Annotated in this window: 16 protein-coding genes; 7 read left to right on the plus strand and 9 right to left on the minus strand. The window is 45.4% G+C overall.

Features of this window, described 5'->3' with window-relative positions; all coding sequences use genetic code 11:
• Nucleotides 1-68 precede the first annotated feature (68 nt).
• Both AC6R16_RS15460 and AC6R16_RS15465 read left to right on the plus strand, forming a co-directional pair.
• Nucleotides 69-1,334, plus strand: coding sequence for a GntP family permease (locus AC6R16_RS15460; RefSeq protein WP_500674942.1), 1,266 nt, complete (start codon nt 69-71; stop codon nt 1,332-1,334).
• A 9-nt stretch (nt 1,335-1,343) separates the two neighbouring features.
• On the plus strand, nt 1,344-2,480 hold the full coding sequence (locus AC6R16_RS15465; RefSeq protein ID WP_500674943.1) for a glycerate kinase: 1,137 nt from the start codon (nt 1,344-1,346) through the stop codon (nt 2,478-2,480).
• A gap of 108 nt (nt 2,481-2,588) precedes the next feature.
• Here the strand turns inward: AC6R16_RS15465 and trmY are convergent, their stop codons facing one another.
• Both trmY and AC6R16_RS15475 read right to left on the minus strand, forming a co-directional pair.
• Nucleotides 2,589-3,188 (minus strand): tRNA (pseudouridine(54)-N(1))-methyltransferase TrmY, encoded by a 600-nt coding sequence (trmY, locus tag AC6R16_RS15470; RefSeq protein ID WP_500674944.1) that lies wholly within the window; start codon nt 3,186-3,188, stop codon nt 2,589-2,591.
• 141 nt (nt 3,189-3,329) lie between these two features.
• The gene (locus AC6R16_RS15475; RefSeq protein WP_004747377.1) at nt 3,330-3,485 is read right to left on the minus strand and encodes a hypothetical protein; all 156 of its coding nucleotides are present in this window, start codon (nt 3,483-3,485) and stop codon (nt 3,330-3,332) included.
• Between the two features lie 67 nt (nt 3,486-3,552).
• Between AC6R16_RS15475 and AC6R16_RS15480 the strand changes: the two genes are divergently transcribed.
• From AC6R16_RS15480 to AC6R16_RS15490, 3 genes are all read left to right on the plus strand, one after another.
• Complete coding sequence (locus tag AC6R16_RS15480) at nt 3,553-5,238, plus strand: SgrR family transcriptional regulator (RefSeq protein WP_500674945.1); 1,686 nt, start codon at nt 3,553-3,555, stop codon at nt 5,236-5,238.
• Between the two features lie 102 nt (nt 5,239-5,340).
• Nucleotides 5,341-5,724: a DUF2784 domain-containing protein gene (locus tag AC6R16_RS15485; protein WP_500674946.1), complete on the plus strand. Its 384-nt coding sequence runs from the start codon at nt 5,341-5,343 to the stop codon at nt 5,722-5,724.
• Nucleotides 5,721-6,476 carry an alpha/beta hydrolase gene (locus tag AC6R16_RS15490; protein ID WP_500674947.1) on the plus strand — a complete coding sequence of 252 codons (756 nt, stop codon included), beginning with the start codon at nt 5,721-5,723 and terminating at the stop codon, nt 6,474-6,476. The genes AC6R16_RS15485 and AC6R16_RS15490 overlap by 4 nt, the downstream gene beginning before the upstream one ends.
• Nucleotides 6,477-6,485: 9 nt before the next feature.
• Here the strand turns inward: AC6R16_RS15490 and AC6R16_RS15495 are convergent, their stop codons facing one another.
• A complete protein-coding gene (locus tag AC6R16_RS15495) occupies nt 6,486-7,550 on the minus strand; it encodes a metal-dependent hydrolase (protein WP_500674948.1) in 1,065 nt (354 codons plus the stop codon).
• 282 nt (nt 7,551-7,832) lie between these two features.
• Here AC6R16_RS15495 and AC6R16_RS15500 point away from each other — a divergent pair, with 282 nt between their 5' ends.
• Nucleotides 7,833-9,509 (plus strand): amidohydrolase, encoded by a 1,677-nt coding sequence (locus AC6R16_RS15500; RefSeq protein ID WP_500674949.1) that lies wholly within the window; start codon nt 7,833-7,835, stop codon nt 9,507-9,509.
• 9 nt (nt 9,510-9,518) lie between these two features.
• Here the strand turns inward: AC6R16_RS15500 and AC6R16_RS15505 are convergent, their stop codons facing one another.
• The 4 genes from AC6R16_RS15505 to AC6R16_RS15520 all read right to left on the minus strand — a co-directional run bounded on the left by AC6R16_RS15505 (nt 9,519) and on the right by AC6R16_RS15520 (nt 12,135).
• Nucleotides 9,519-10,391 (minus strand): LysR family transcriptional regulator, encoded by an 873-nt coding sequence (locus tag AC6R16_RS15505; RefSeq protein ID WP_500674950.1) that lies wholly within the window; start codon nt 10,389-10,391, stop codon nt 9,519-9,521.
• Nucleotides 10,392-10,435: 44 nt separating this feature from the next.
• The gene (locus AC6R16_RS15510; RefSeq protein WP_500674951.1) at nt 10,436-10,726 is read right to left on the minus strand and encodes a putative quinol monooxygenase; all 291 of its coding nucleotides are present in this window, start codon (nt 10,724-10,726) and stop codon (nt 10,436-10,438) included.
• Between the two features lie 27 nt (nt 10,727-10,753).
• A complete protein-coding gene (locus AC6R16_RS15515; RefSeq protein WP_004747366.1) occupies nt 10,754-11,413 on the minus strand; it encodes a nitroreductase family protein in 660 nt (219 codons plus the stop codon).
• 302 nt (nt 11,414-11,715) lie between these two features.
• Nucleotides 11,716-12,135, minus strand: coding sequence for a universal stress protein (locus AC6R16_RS15520; RefSeq protein WP_500674952.1), 420 nt, complete (start codon nt 12,133-12,135; stop codon nt 11,716-11,718).
• A 203-nt stretch (nt 12,136-12,338) separates the two neighbouring features.
• On the opposite strand from AC6R16_RS15520, the gene AC6R16_RS15525 reads away from it, so the two are divergent.
• Entirely contained in the window at nt 12,339-13,730 is a 1,392-nt protein-coding gene (locus tag AC6R16_RS15525) for a glycoside hydrolase family 1 protein (protein ID WP_500674953.1), read from the plus strand.
• A 29-nt stretch (nt 13,731-13,759) separates the two neighbouring features.
• Here AC6R16_RS15525 and AC6R16_RS15530 read toward each other — a convergent pair whose 3' ends face one another.
• Both AC6R16_RS15530 and AC6R16_RS15535 read right to left on the minus strand, forming a co-directional pair.
• The gene (locus AC6R16_RS15530) at nt 13,760-14,365 is read right to left on the minus strand and encodes a TetR/AcrR family transcriptional regulator (RefSeq protein ID WP_500674954.1); all 606 of its coding nucleotides are present in this window, start codon (nt 14,363-14,365) and stop codon (nt 13,760-13,762) included.
• A 122-nt stretch (nt 14,366-14,487) separates the two neighbouring features.
• Nucleotides 14,488-15,579, minus strand: a complete 1,092-nt coding sequence (locus tag AC6R16_RS15535) for an efflux RND transporter periplasmic adaptor subunit (RefSeq protein WP_500674955.1) — start codon at nt 15,577-15,579, stop codon at nt 14,488-14,490.
• Nucleotides 15,580-15,666 lie beyond the last annotated feature (87 nt).

Here is a 15,666-nt window from a genome sequence, read left to right on the forward strand (position 1 = left end):
TAAAGAATTTATTTGTCTCTGCTCTTACTCTTCAGGCAGTTCACAAAATAATCGGAAATAACAACAAAATGATAGAAGTCACTACCCTTGGTGCGTTGACCGCTTTGGTCGTCGCCATCGCCCTTATTTTGAAAAAAGTGCCGCCTGCATACGGCATGATTATTGGTGCCTTAATTGGTGGTGTGGTCGGTGGTGTATCACTAACTGACACAGTTTCACTGATGATTGGTGGTGCGCAAGGTATCGTTACTGCGGTACTCCGTATTCTTGCCGCTGGTGTACTAGCGGGTGTCTTGATTGAGTCGGGTGCGGCAACTTCGATTGCCGAAACCATAGTGAAAAAAGTGGGTGAAACACGCGCACTTCTTGCACTCGCTATCGCGACGATGATTTTGACTGCGGTTGGTGTGTTTGTCGATGTTGCTGTTATTACGGTGGCACCAATTGCACTCGCGATTGCACGCCGCGCTGATATCTCTAAGACCGCAATTTTGCTCGCCATGGTGGGCGGCGGTAAAGCGGGTAATGTGATGTCACCAAACCCGAACGCGATTGCAGCAGCCGATGCGTTTAATGTTCCACTGACATCGGTGATGGCGGCAGGGGTGATTCCTGGTTTGTGCGGCTTAGTATTGGCTTACTTCATCGCGAAAAAGCTTGTAAACAAAGGCTCTAAAGTGGATGCGTGTGAAGTGGTAGAAGTAGATCACTCGCGCCTACCCGCTTTTAAGGCAGCGATTGTTGCACCATTGGTTGCGATTGCACTGCTGTCACTGCGCCCGATAGCTGGTATTAACGTTGACCCATTAATTGCGCTTCCTTTAGGTGGCCTTATCGGCGCTGCAGTCATGGGACGCTTTGCAGATACCAATCACTTCGCTGTTGCCGGTCTTAGCCGTATGGCACCAGTCGCAGTAATGTTGCTTGGTACAGGTACATTGGCGGGCATTATTGCTAACTCTGGCCTTAAAGATGGATTGATTGATGTATTGACGGCATCTGGGTTGCCTTCATTCTTACTGGCACCAATTTCAGGTGCAATGATGGCACTGGCAACAGCGTCAACAACGGCGGGTACGGCAGTCGCTTCAAGTGTGTTTAGCGGCACAATTTTAGAACTCGGAGTGCCAGCTTTAGCAGGTGCTGCAATGATTCATTCGGGAGCGACAGTTCTTGATCACATGCCTCATGGCAGCTTCTTCCATGCAACGGGTGGTGCGGTGCACATGGATATTCGCGAACGTCTGAAGTTGATTCCATACGAGTCTGCGGTAGGTCTGATGATCGCCTTCGTCTCGACCATGATGTTCGGTGTGTTTGGTTTATTTGTTTAAGGAATGAAAATGAAGATTGTAATTGCTCCTGATTCGTACAAAGAAAGTTTAACTGCTATGGAAGTGGCGACTGCGATTGAAAACGGCTTTAAAAAAGTAATGCCAGACGCAGAGTTTGTTAAGTTGCCAATGGCTGATGGCGGTGAAGGTACCGTGCAGTCATTAGTTGATGCAACGGGTGGTTGCATTGTAACGGCTACAGTGACAGGGCCGTTAGGTCAGCCTGTTGAAGGTTTCTATGGCTTGTTGGGCGATGGCTCTACAGCCGTGATTGAGATGGCCGCGGCATCGGGTTTACACCTTGTTGAACCAGCGAAGCGTAATCCACTGTTAACGACGACCTATGGGACTGGCGAACTGATTAAAGCAGCACTTGATGCTGGGGTGAAACATATCATTGTAGGCATTGGTGGCAGTGCGACCAATGATGGTGGTATTGGTATGGCCCAAGCGTTAGGGGCTCGCTTGCAAGACGAACAAGGCGCTGATCTAGCTTATGGGGGCGGAGCGCTTGAGAAGCTTGCTAGCATTGATTTGTCTGGTCTAGATAGCCGCCTAGCTGATGTTAAGTTAGAGGTGGCGTGTGATGTTGATAATCCACTGTGTGGCCCGAAAGGCGCATCTCATATCTTTGGCCCGCAAAAAGGCGCAACGCCTGAAATGGTAGAGCAGCTAGACAGTAACCTAGCTCACTACGCTAAGGTGATTCGCCAAACTAACGGTAAAGAAGTGATAGACCAAGCTGGCGCAGGTGCTGCGGGTGGCCTTGGCGCGGCTTTACTTGGCCTGTTTGATGCGAGCCTACGCCCAGGTATCAGCATTGTCATGGATGCAGTCAATCTGGCCGAAGTGGTAAAAGATGCGGATTTAGTGATTACTGGTGAAGGTCGTATCGATAGCCAAACCATTCATGGTAAAACACCAATCGGTGTCGCTCGCACTGCCAAACAGTACGACTTGCCTGTGATTGGGATTGCTGGAAGTATCGCGCAAGATTGCCACGTTGTGCATGAACACGGCATTGATGCCGTCTACAGCGTAGTACTCGGTGCAACCGATCTACCGACTGCACTTAAAGAAGCGGCATTCAACGTCGAGATGACCTCACGCAACGTTGCCGCTGCACTGGCAATGACGCTTAAATAACTTCCCTTTACACTGTAAACGGCCGCTAGTTAGCGGCCGTTTTTGTATTTAATGAAGGTCGAGTTATAGAGGCAATTGGCACCTATATATGAACTCTAACTAACTGCGTTACCCGCGTCGATCAAACTCATTATGAATAAGTACGATACATTGAGACGCAAACAGCATTTGAGGTCCAAGGCTGACCTTTTGTGTTCCTAAACGCTTAAGACTGTTCCAACTCTTTTTCGGCATTGGAATGTGGTCGGTTAGGATAAAACAAGCATTGCCACCAAACGGCTCGTCACGAATGTCCGTGCCCTTTTTATCAAGTAAGTAGAGCGTATAGTCTTCTGCCAAGCGCTGAACCAGTTTTTCAAAGCTGATGGTTTCGACACTTAAGCCGCTTGCCACATTGCGCAGCTCTTCTTTTTTCATGCCGACAGAGTGCTCTAAAGCTTTCGCAATTAAAGCGATTAACGCCGATTCATGAAAGCCACCAATGTTGGAAAGCTGAGTGGATTCAAAGCATAGAGTGCGCGAAAAGTCTGCGGTACTTTCGATGACCAGATAGACCTTCACGTCATCTCGATGAGATTGAGCAGTGAAAATCGCATTCATCAAAACATGAGCAAGAATTTCGGAATGAGCGTCGCCACCGACTCCCTCAACGAAAACCTTATGGTCAGTCGAAGCTGCGCGGGCACGGATTACAAAGGCTTTATTCATAGATAACCATTAGAGCGAAAATTGCCCCTTATATTAACGATGTACAACGCTCTGTCTATTTGCATTTTGATTTATTTGCATCCAAGTGTTGGGGTGGTTGCTCTAGGCGCTCAAAAGTGACGACTCCAAAATACGAAACTCTTAAAACAACATCCCAACAAACAAGCCGATGAAAAATACACATAATACATGCATTGCAGCGGGTGGTACTTTGTCCGTAATGGGTTGTTTTACTTCTGGGTTGACTAAATAGTCCTTACCATTCAATGTGTAAAGTGCATAGCCTAAAGGGTCCATAAAATCTCTCCTGCTCTCTCTGTCTCTGCTGGTTATTATTGTTGAATAAACAGGAAGTAATAATGATATGGTAGAAAATCAAAGTTCACCTTTTATCACTCAGATCCACTTGCAGCGATTGCAGCAGCTGAGTCGTTACTATTCGCTGAATATCGCAGCAACAACCGATGTCCAGACTTTAGCTGAGCAACTTAGCTGTTCTGAGCGCAATATTGCTAAGCTAATGAAAACCTTAGCGAGTATTGGTTGGATTTCGTGGAAGCCGGGTAGAGGTCGGGGCAACAAGTCAGAGATAACCTTGCTCGATAGTTTTGAGTCCGCATTGATGAGTGTTCTTGAGCAGCATTGTCACAAAGGGCATTTGAGTGAAGCGGCAAGGTACGCGGATCTGTTTGGTTATGAGGAGATGTTTCGTAAAAAGCTACCAAGTTGGCTGACGCAGGCACAGGAAAGCTTAAAAAACCTGAACACCCTAGTGACCTTAGTTCCTTATTCTCTTCCTATTATGCACCCATTGTGGGCCCATAGATCCAGTTCACGACTGTACATTGAAGCCATGTTCGATACGTTACTTAAGTACGACAATGAAACAGGGGCGATACGACCACATCTAGCACACCATTATGAGTTTAGAGAAAATGAGCTGTGGTTAAGAATCAGACCCGATGTTCATTTTCACAATGGTGAAAAGCTAACTGCTCAGCACGTCGCAAAATGTATCGAAGACCGAGTGAGCAAGCCGCACAACTACCAAATCCTCTATCGCCACATCTTGGAAGTGGTAGCGGAAGGGTTATGGGTGGTGATCAAGATGTCTCAGCGCCATGAGTCGATTCTACATCTACTTTCCGAGGCCCATGCTCCAATCTATTTAGACAACCCAGAGCGGGATATTCCTTATGGGACGGGGCCTTATGCACTTGAATTAAGTTCGGAACACCATTGGATTTTGGCGAAGAATCCTAATTACTTCTCAGCAGGTGGTTTTATCGACCGGGCGGAGTTTTGGACGAGTGATGACGCAGATAGCAGTGTTCAAGGGCATATCGTACATCATCGATGCCCAGCTTCTCCAAGCGGAGGTGTTGATAAAATCTCATTGCAAACAGGCTGTGATGTGATCGAATTTAAGCATCATCAATCAGAACTGTCGATGGACGAAAAAGCATGGATTTTTCACCAAGCGCGAGAGTTCTGTCGACAACAAGCCAGTGACTACATTCCTATTGCTAACTCCATCACTGGTTATCATCAAAATAAAGGTGTGTTTCTTTATCACCCGAATCAAAGTAAGCCAACTCGACCATTGAGAGTATGTATTTCGGGGCAGACTGAGCCTAGGTTAAAACTGATTGAGCACCTTAGACAGCAAGGAGTTGAGATTGATCTCTTCCCTCTAGAGCATTTGAAGCAGACATGGATTGATTTTGCTGTTGGAGGGTACGTTTTTCCGAACAACACTGTGTTTGGCTATTACAAATGGTTGCTCACTAGCTTGGCGTTCACTTCTTGCCTTTCAGCAGAGCAGCAGCAAGCGTTTCTCTCTATTGTTGATCAACTGATGTTGGCAAGTGATACCGAGCAAGACTTCCTCAATGAGCTTTATCGCTGTGAGGATTGGCTGATTCAGAATGGTGTGTTTGTGCCTTTGTGGCGCGACTCTGAGAGTTACGATGTCGCCAACTCTCTGCACGGTTTGGAGACAGACAGTGCAGGAATTTTATCGCTACAAAGACTCTGGTTTGATAGCTGAACTATTGTTTGTTCATCGGAGCATTACTTTAAACTCCCAAATATGTAGGTAACACTCATTGTATCGGTAAGCTATTTTTGACCTAGGGAAGGGTGAAAAAATATGATTTATAGAACGTTGGCTGATCTAGTCGTCATACTTCATCTGTTGTTTATTATCTTCGCCTTGCTTGGAGGCATGCTAGTGCTTTGGCGTCGCCATATGTTGTATGTCCATATTCCGGCGGCCTTATGGGCTGTAGCGATAAGTGTTAATGGCTGGATTTGTCCTTTGACACCACTAGAAAACAAACTCAGGTTTTCTGCAGGTGTTGAAGGTTATCCGGGGGGATTTGTTGAGCACTATGTCGTTCCCATAATTTATCCGCCTGGATTGAGTTCTGACATTCAGGTTTTTCTCGGTGTGGCGGCAGTGGGAATAAATATAGTGGTTTATGGATTTGTCTATTGGCGGCATAAGATCAAGCCTCGTGGGAGGCAAGAATGAAAAGCTTGCTAATTACTGTAGTAGTGAGCTACTTGCTTATTGCGCTGACTATCTACTCCTTACAACGTCGCCTTATGTATTTCCCTCAGCCCGTCAGCAATGTCTATGGCGAGATGAATACCAGCTTCGTTGTTGATGGTGTCCAACGGCATGGTTGGGTGCTCAATGACGGTCAAGATAAAGCGCTAATCTATTATGGTGGCAACGCAGAAAGTATCGAGGCCAATATTCCTCTATTCACGTCAGTGGCCCCAAACTATACCATCTACTTAGTTCCTTACCGTGGCTACGGTAATGATTCAGGTGTACCGACGGAAAAGGCATTGTATAGCGATGCCATGCAGATTTTTCAGTCAGTGGAAAGCAAACATAATTCCATATCCTTGATGGGTCGAAGTCTGGGATCTGGTATCGCGACACATATCGCTGCTCATAGACAGGTAGACAAGCTCGTACTGGTGACGCCATTTGATAGTATCGAAAACGTCGTCAAAGATATCTATTGGATGTTCCCTGTTTCTTGGTTGCTCAAAGATAAATACAAATCCGCAGATAGGGTGAAAGACATTACGGCTAAAACCTATATCTTTATTGCAGAACAGGATCGAGTGATCACACGAGCAAGAACCGAGCAGTTAGTTTCTAAGTTTAGCGATCAACTGAGAGGCGTTATCGTCATACCTAGTGCCAACCACAACACGATTTCACAGTTTCCCTCTTATGAGATGGAGCTCAATCGAGTTTTGAGGTAACCGCACTCGCTAGCTACTGCCAAATGGTACCTTGCTTTCCTGAGTTGGTTGATCTTCAGGTGGGGCTGTCGTGTGTAAGTTTGCGTCAATCGTTTGATCCCCTTTTAGTCGCTCCCACAGTTGACCAATCTGCGCCAAGCTCCTTTCACTCGGGTAACGCTGAGTTGTATCGAGTAGTCGCCAGTCACCACTCTCATTCATATGAGCGAAGATAAATTCGAACGGCAGGTTATCTGACATCCCCAAGCGAAGGTCAGTGACAATCAAAGCGTCATTTTCAACTCGATAATTTACGTAGTTATGCGCAAAAGCTTGTAGCCCTTTTAATGTTTCGGATTTCTCTTTCATTGGCCATTGCCCTAATGGACGTGACACAAAATTTATATGAGATTGCCCGTCTAATATCGAGGCTAAGCCTTCCCAATATTGTCCTTCATCCATAACAATGACTCGCCATAACAGCGTATTAAAAGGGGTTGGTGTAATCAGAACTTGTTGGTTGGGAAGGTTTTGTGACACCAAGTTATCTTCAACTCGAGCCGCAACGAACTGTTGGGAAGCATAGCCCCACCCCAAATAAAGCGTGGAGGTGAGCAGCATAGATAAACACCACCTGCTACCTCTAGAGTTTGAGAACAGGCTTACACCAATTGCGACTAATAGAGGAACGGTGTAAATAGGGTCAATGATGAATACACTGTTGAGTGAAAAGTAACCTTGTATTGGCCATATAAGTTGCGTGCCATAAGTCGTCATTGCGTCTAGCAGAGCGTGGGTGACCAACACATTCGCAGTGAGTAAAAAGGTGCGGGAGAAATTCCAGAAAGCATCGGGTTTTAAGCGACAATACAGCCAAGAAACAATCCAAGAAAATGGCAACAAAACCAGCAGAGAGTGACTAAAACCGCGGTGTTTAATGGTGTTTTGCACTGCATCGCCATAATCTAATATGACATCGAGATCAGGTAAGGTACCTAGCGCGGCTCCGATTAACAGCACTTTTGCATTACACTTTTTGCCTGCAATGGCACCTGCTACTGTTGCACCTAACGCTGCTTGAGTAATTGAATCCATTTATAATTATCTCTTCACTGGTCTCCCATCCCTTTGGGCTTATCTTTAAGAGCCAAGATGACAGGGGTGAGTATCTACTCGTTTATTTTTATCTACTTACTTTGGCAGCTACTTAGATCAATTGCGATTAAAATCTAAAAAGAATCTTGGAGCAGTTCAAACTGACTATCCCAATTCTCTGATAGTGACTATTTTTCTATCAATCTAATCACTTGTTAGGCTATGCGTATTCACTCACCCTATACTGAGAAGCGTTAGGGAAGAATAAAAAGGAACAAGCCAATGAAACGAGCTTTCACTCTGACATTACTCGCGAGCTTATCAATGAGTACTCATACTTTTGCAGCAGACAGTGCGGATATGGTGTTAACTAACGCCAAGATTTATGGTCACCAATCGGCAGATTCGATCGCCATCGCCAACGGAAAAATTCTTTATATTGGCCAAAGCGCTGAATCAGATAAATTCACCAATCGTTATACCGAAGTGGTTGACTTAGAAGGCGCTTATGTAATGCCTGGCTTTGTCGATAACCATAACCATGTTTTTGAAGCAGCATCAGAAGCGGGCGGGCAGTGCGAAGTGAGCATGGATGCAGGACTAGAGGATCAAATCCCTTACCTTAAGGCGTGTCGCAAAGACGCGACCAAGGGGGAGTGGGTGATGGGTTACGGCTTTTCAATTGAAGCGATTCTTGCTGAAGACAATGAGAGAACCCCACTTGAAGTGATTGATTCCGTTTTCCCAGATCAGCCAGTCATTATTATGGAGCAAACCTCTCACTCTATGTGGGTTAACTCGGTGGCTTTAGAGCTCGCTGGTATTACTAAAAGCTCACCAGAGCCACAAGGTGGTAAGATCCTAAAGGATGAGTACACCGGTGAGCTCAATGGCATTTTGTTTGATAATGCGGGCGATATCGTGATGGAAATGGCTTGGAACAGCTTAGAAGAGCAGTTTGACCAAAGCTATGAAGGGCTTATGGCTGGGCTCGAAGAAGCTAGAGCGCATGGTATCACTACGATCGGTGATGGTCGCCTATATTGGAAGCGCGGCTGGTATGAAGTATGGCAAGAAGCAGAAAAGCGCGGGGATCTCACGGCGCGTGTCTCGCTTAGGCCTTGGATTTATCCAACGGACAGTATGCAGCCTCAGCTATCGTTCTTAAGCGAGATATATTCTGCGGATACGTTAGGGTTATTGTTGGTTGACCAAGTCAAAATGTACAGCGATGGTATTTTGGTTAATGGTACCGCCAAGATGCTCGCCCCTTATCTTGATACCTATATTCCAGATGAACCGTATGGCATTAACTATATTCCACCACAAGCGATGGAGACGTGGTTGAAAGCCCTAGATAAGATTGGCTACGGTGCTCATATCCATGCGATTGGTGATGGAGCGATTCGCGAGTCGTTGAACGCGATCGAAGCAATGCGCGGCCAAGGTGGCGATAAAGATTACACCTTAACTCACGTTGAGTTAGTCAATTCTAAAGATGTGCCACGTTTTGCTAAATTAGATGTGACCGCGGACTTCCAAGTAGGCTCTGATTACGTCGCTTACCACGATCACCAGTGGGCAGAAGCCTTCTTAGGTGCTAAACGCACAAGAGCCTTGATGAACCTAAAAGCTATCTTCGATACAGGTGCTAACGTATCATTAAGCAGTGACTGGAACGTTCACGACATCAATCCATTGGTGGGGATCGCTAACAGTGTGATTATGGGAAAAACAGGTTTACCGAGCGTTAAAGACGCCATAGAGGCCTATACGATTAATGCCGCTGCTAGTCTAGGTATTGATGAGGTAACGGGCTCGATTGAGCTAGGTAAGTCGGCTGATTTTGCCGTGCTTTCTCATGACATTACCCAACTTTCACCAGAAAAGATAAAAGCCACTGATATTTGGATGACGATCCTAAAAGGTAAGATAGTGTTTGATTTAGAGCAGCAGTAACCACTCGCATTATCTAAATTGGTGCAGGTTTTTAATCGCCTCAATCACCTTGTTTCCGGTCTCTGATAATGTGAGGCCGGAACGCCAGTTTATTTCAACACGGCGTGGGATCGCGCTTTGCTCAAAATCAGAGTCAAGAGCGACGAGAGAGCCCGATTTAAGCTGTTGATGGAGATTATCAAGAGGCAAGAAAGCAAATCCTTGGCCGTTTTCTAGCAATCGAATGAGTAGCGTTAGATCATTGATCAGGGCATAGTCGGGGCTAAATCCTTCTCCCTCTTCTTCTCCAAGTTCCCCCCAAATCAATTCTTTGAACAGGCTTAAATCATCAACAGAGATAGGCTGCAATTTCGTTAGAGGCAGCGAACGATGGCAGACCAAGCCTTCTTGGTAGAAGCCTAATTTAGCGTATTCCACTTCAGTTTGATGCAGTTGTCCTGATTCATGGCGAATGACGATATCTGTGTCGCCATTGTGCAGATCTTCGCTGAGTTCTTGAAACTCTGCTCGGTAAATCTCTAGGCACACGTTTGGCAGTTGAAACAGGGCAGTGATTGCATTGGTTAACGGGGATTCAGGAATATAGTGCTCAAGTCCGATGCGAATGGATGTTGGCTCTCCTTGGCTCAGTGCTGCTGCTCGATGGTTGAGTTTATCAAGTTGCGCAAGGGTATGAGTCAGGGAAGGGAGGAGTTGTTCACCTTGAGCGCTTAGGGTGCTTTTGTTGCCTGTTCGATCGAAAAAGCTGACACCTAGATCAATCTCAAGGTCAGAGATCCACTGACTGACCTGAGACTGTTTTTTACCTAACTTGCGCGCCGCAGCGGATATCGACCCCAGCTCGATGGCAAGTAAAAGTGCTTTGAGGTGAGTGACATTCATAAGGCGGAGCTCCGGTTGGAAAAAACACCGCCTATTATCCTCGATTACGCAATGTGCGTCATCTTGTTGAGGGTAAAACTCTCGATCGCACCCTCTACCGCTGCTGAGTATGCCGCTATATGCTCGCTTGCCAAATGTGTATCAAGCGCGGCTTCTGACTCCCAGTTCTCGTGGAATACAAAGTGAGCTGGGTTTTGATTGTCTTGGTGCAAGTCATAGTTAATACAACCCTGCTCAATACGAGTCTTGTCGATTAACTTGATAAGCTCAGATTTTACTAGCTCTACTTGACCGTCTTTAGCAATGATATTGGCAATGATGGTTAACTTTGTCATGGTTGATGTCACTCTCTCAATTAGTTTTTAAAGTGTGGTGATTACGTCATCCATTGGAAGACGAGCTTTTGGCAAACCATGGTTATAGTCTTCACCTTCTTTGTGGTAACCCATAGCCAAAGCAAAATCACACACGTAACCGTCTAGCTCATCTTTGAAGACTTCTCCGATTAGCTCAGGGTCAACACCTTCCATTGGAGTAGATGCTATGCCCATACGCGCAAGAGTGTGCAGCGTGTTGCCCAAAGCGATATAGGTTTGAGCTTTAGTCCAGTTACCGTTAAAGCCTGTTTCATCTGTATTTAGCTCAGCAAAACCGTAAGCGCCGTTTAGCATGTCGTTGTAACGCTCTGCTGGCAGGTGTCCAGAAGTTACTTCTGCATCGACAACTTTAGCGTATTGCTCTTTAGTAAAGTGCGGGTTATGAGCAAACAAAATAGTGTGTGATGCTTCTTTTGCATGCGGTTGGTTGAACTGGTGCATGTTAGCAAACGTGTTGTGGAAGCGCTGTTTGGCTTCATCACTCTCAAGTACGATGAATTTCCAAGGCTGAGAGTTGATTGACGATGCAGATAAGCGGATAGCTTCTTTGATTACTTGCATATCTTCTGCAGAAATACGTTTTGTCGCATCGTATTTTTTCGCTGTGTAACGAGTGTTTAAGTCTTTGATGATTGGATGAGTCATGATGGCTCCTAACTATCTAAAAATTACGAATTCAGTCGGGTTTGATGTTCGGTGCGTCAACAATTAACGTATGGCTGGAACATGCCCCAATTATCGAAAATCCGCTCTAGCTCATGTCGGTGGGGCTAATTTAGTGCAGTTGCTCGCAGAGAAAAATAGCTAATTATTCCAATCACTATGGAACAAAACTTCCATAATTGGCCGAAGAAGGTAGGTAGGGTTAGATGAATGCTAGTAGTAGCAGAAGCATGGCGAGATAAGTAGATTCTCGCCTTTGCTTGCTTGTCTTGAGCGCAGCTTACTTAGATTGGTACTATGAGAATATCAACCGGTGATTTATCGACAAGATGTTTGGAGTATGAGACGATTTTGCTCCAAAAATCATGGTGATGACCACAGATCAACAGGTCGACATTATTCTCTTCTATGGTGTTTTTAAGCTTGTCAGCCAGTTCGCCAGTGCCCACAAATATCTGTCTGATCGCAAGCGGACTGTACTCTTCAAAAGCAATAATTTGCTCGATAGCATGTTCGCCTAATGGTTGCTGATCCGGTGTGTCTTTCAGATCGACTAACTCTGGATAAATTTCACCATGTGAGCCGTCTACGTGGATAAAAGAGATTTGTGCATCGGCCAGTTTGGCCAAGTATACCGCCCTATCAATCAGAGCTTTGGTCTCTTCCTCAAGCTCTAGGGCAACAAGAATATGCCGGTAGTTCATAATCGTGTCCTCTTCTGAATATCCTACAGTAAGCATAATATGTGTACTGGGTGAATGTTGTCGTTAAGGTCTCGAAATGATGAAAATTATCGACGGTTTGTTGGTAAAAATAGGAAACAACCTCTAGTCAATCAGACCTCATTTGTTCCTCGTTTCATCTCTACAATGATTGGCAGATGTTAATGCTGATTTAGGAATCGAATATGACTACATTTCCCAATCACTTTCTGTGGGGGGGCGCTATTGCTGCCAATCAAGTAGAAGGGTCTTTTGATTTATATAACAAAGGATTATCTACATCAGATATGTTGCCAAATGGGATTTTAAGCCCCCATCAAACCCGCGAACAGCGAACCGATGGGATTAAAGATTTGGCCATCGATTTCTACAACCGCTACCCTGAAGATATCGCCCTATTTAGTGATATGGGCTTTAACTGTTTGCGCCTTTCAATCGCGTGGACACGCATCTTTCCTAATGGCGACGAGCGTGAGCCCAATGAGGAAGGATTAGCTTATTACGACAAGATTTTCGATGAGCTGGCGAAATACGATATCCAGCCATTTGTCACCCTGTCTCACTATGAAATGCCTTATGCTTTGGTGGAAAATTATGGTGGTTGGGCGAGCCGTGAGGTGATTACTTTCTTTGAGCGTTACGCCAGCACGGTATTTGAACGTTACAAAGATAAAGTGAAGCTGTGGCTAACGTTCAATGAAATCAATATGTCGTTGCATGCTCCGTTTACTGGTGTCGGGCTCGAAGAAGATGCCTCAGAGCAAGCGATCTATCAGGCTATTCATCATCAATTAGTTGCGAATGCTAAAGCGGTTAAACTGTGTCACCAAATCATACCTGATGGCAAAATTGGCAACATGCTGCTAGGGGCAATGAACTATCCGTACACCTGTAGCCCTGATGATGTGATTGCAGCGATGCACGAGAACAATAAGTGGTTGTTCTTTGGCGATGTGCAAACCCGAGGTAAGTACCCTGGCTATATGCTGCGTTACTTCCGTGAGAAAGGGATAGAAATTGCAATGGAACCGGGTGATCTAGAGGAGCTCGCAAGTGCAAGTGTCGATTTTATCTCATTTAGTTACTACGCAAGTGGCTGTGCGAGCGCCGATCCTAAGCAAAAAGAGGTGGGCAACATCGTTGATAGCGTGCCAAATCCATACCTCGAAAAGAGTCAATGGGGTTGGCTAATCGATCCAAAAGGCCTGCGGATTCTGCTCAATTTCCTTCATGATCGTTACCAAAAGCCACTGTTTATCGTTGAAAACGGTCTAGGTGCTCGTGATGAAGTTGATGAAAATGGCGAAATTATCGATGACTATCGTATCGCTTATTTGAATGATCACCTTGTTCAGGCAAGGGAAGCGGTGCTTGACGGTGTCGATCTGATGGGCTTTACCAGTTGGGGACCGATCGATCTTGTGGCGAATTCAACCGCAGAAATGAGTAAGCGCTACGGATACATCTATGTTGACCGTCACGATGATGGAAGCGGAACGCTAGCGAGAAAACCTAAGAAAAGTTACTACTGGTATAAAGAAGTGATCGCTTCTAACGGTCGTTCGCTTGAAGCCTAGTCTTATTAAAAAGGAGCCTGTTGGCTCCTTTACTTTATGCCTTGGCAGCCAAGAAAGAAATCTATCGCAGATTCTAAATTGGCTTGGCGCTCGTTTGCGTCGTTCGGAGCCATACCGAGGAAGACGGGGAAGAAGGTTCTCCCTTTAACCAGCGCCCAAAGGTTAGTGGCCAGTTCTGATGTGTTTTGCTGCGGTAAAGCGCCGTGACGAATGGCCTCTTCAAGCCAAGTCTCCATCGGGCAAGCTTTAATGCTCTCAACTTCATTGAGGTGACATTTTCCCTGGCACATGGCTTCAATGGTGATAGCGACTAGTAGGCGTCGCTTTTCACATTGCATGATGTGTTCAAGCTGTTGGGCAAATATATCGATCAGTTGTTGGCGAATATCGATAGCCGGATTGAAATCAGGTAAAGCGTGATTGAGCTTTTCCTCTTCCATGATGTACTCAACAACCGCTTTATATAAGTTCTCTTTAGAACCAAAATGGGAATAGACAGTCGGTTTTGTCGAATTCGCTTTCTTTGCAATGAGCTCTAACGAGGCGCCTTGTACGCCCATTTCCTTGTAGCACTCAATTGCAGCCAAAATGATACTGAGCTTGGTTCTCTCGCTGCGTTGGTTTCGTTTGTCCATACCTTTATCCGTACAGGATGGGGAAAGATGCAAAGCTACCATAAATAATCATGCCTTCTATCACTAAAATAGCTTATTGAGAGTTTTTTCATCTTTTATCGACTTGTTTGCTGCTTTTACCATCAAGATTGGCGATTGAGTATCTCATTGAGCTGATTAACGAGGTTAACCATAGGGTCGATTTTCTTACCGACCAACTCGGGTGCTTCTGGAGTAGTTAGCACGAAGTCATTAGGCTCCAATCCAGATTTGATTGGGACATAACCCGTGTAGCTTTCTTTGATTTTTGCGATTGTCACCTGCTTTGGTCTTACTACGCGTTTTTCATCCAACACAAACAGGGTTGGAATCCCATCATTAGTATGGATAGAGGAGGCAGGGACAAATAGCTGAGGTTCTTGCTGTGGACTGTTCAAATAGAAAGCGGTCTTTGAGCCGATCAAATGCTCGCCATTTCGGTTGTCGAAAACGGCGTAAGCGCTAAGTTCTTGACTTTGGTTGGCGAGCTTAGAATCAACATAGCGCAGCTTGCCATCGATATAATGACCTTCCTGGCTGACAATTGAAGCCTGTAAATGGTTTGGGTAGTTGTTTAGTACCTTGCGAAAGACGTTCAGTACTTGAGGAGAAGCAGTGAAGTGTAGCTCTACAGTATCGGTCGCGATCAGTTCTGTAATCAAATCACCTTCATTAACGTAGTTGCCTGCATTCAAATGGAACTGGCCTAGTGTGCCTGAGAATGGCGCGTACATGGTGGTCGCCTCATGATCTTGCTGGGCGATCAGTAAGTTACTTCTGGTCGCTTCTACCGCATTGACAGCGCTTTCAAACCTTGGGTCATCCTCTCCGGTGGTACGAGTAAGCTCGATGATGTTTCTGGTTGCCATTTGATACTCATTTTGAGCGGTCTTGACTGCGAGAGCAGCCAAGGTGGCATCGAAATCGAGCAATGGCTGACCTTTTTCAACGTATTCACCATCTTGGACGTAGATATTGGCAATTTTTCCGCTGTTTTCCGCCTGAATCTTGGTGTACTTAGATGGTTTGAACTCGCCTTCCAGCGCGATCAATTTAGTCGCTTTTCGTTCAATAGGTAATTGAACCATGTAAGCGGTCGAGTTAGCTGATGGCTTTGCTTGAGAAAGTTGGCAGCCGAAAAATAGAGTTGGAGCAAGCGTTAAGGTTAGGCCAAGTGAAAGGGCGAGTTTGTTCATATCTGTCCCTGATTCGTTGTTTTATTTATATGGTTTATCGAACTTTATAATTCGTTTCTAAATTTTTATGGTTGGAAAGGGTATTTT

The sequence above is a fragment of the Vibrio sp. R10-SG3-ISO10 genome, assembly GCF_059834185.1.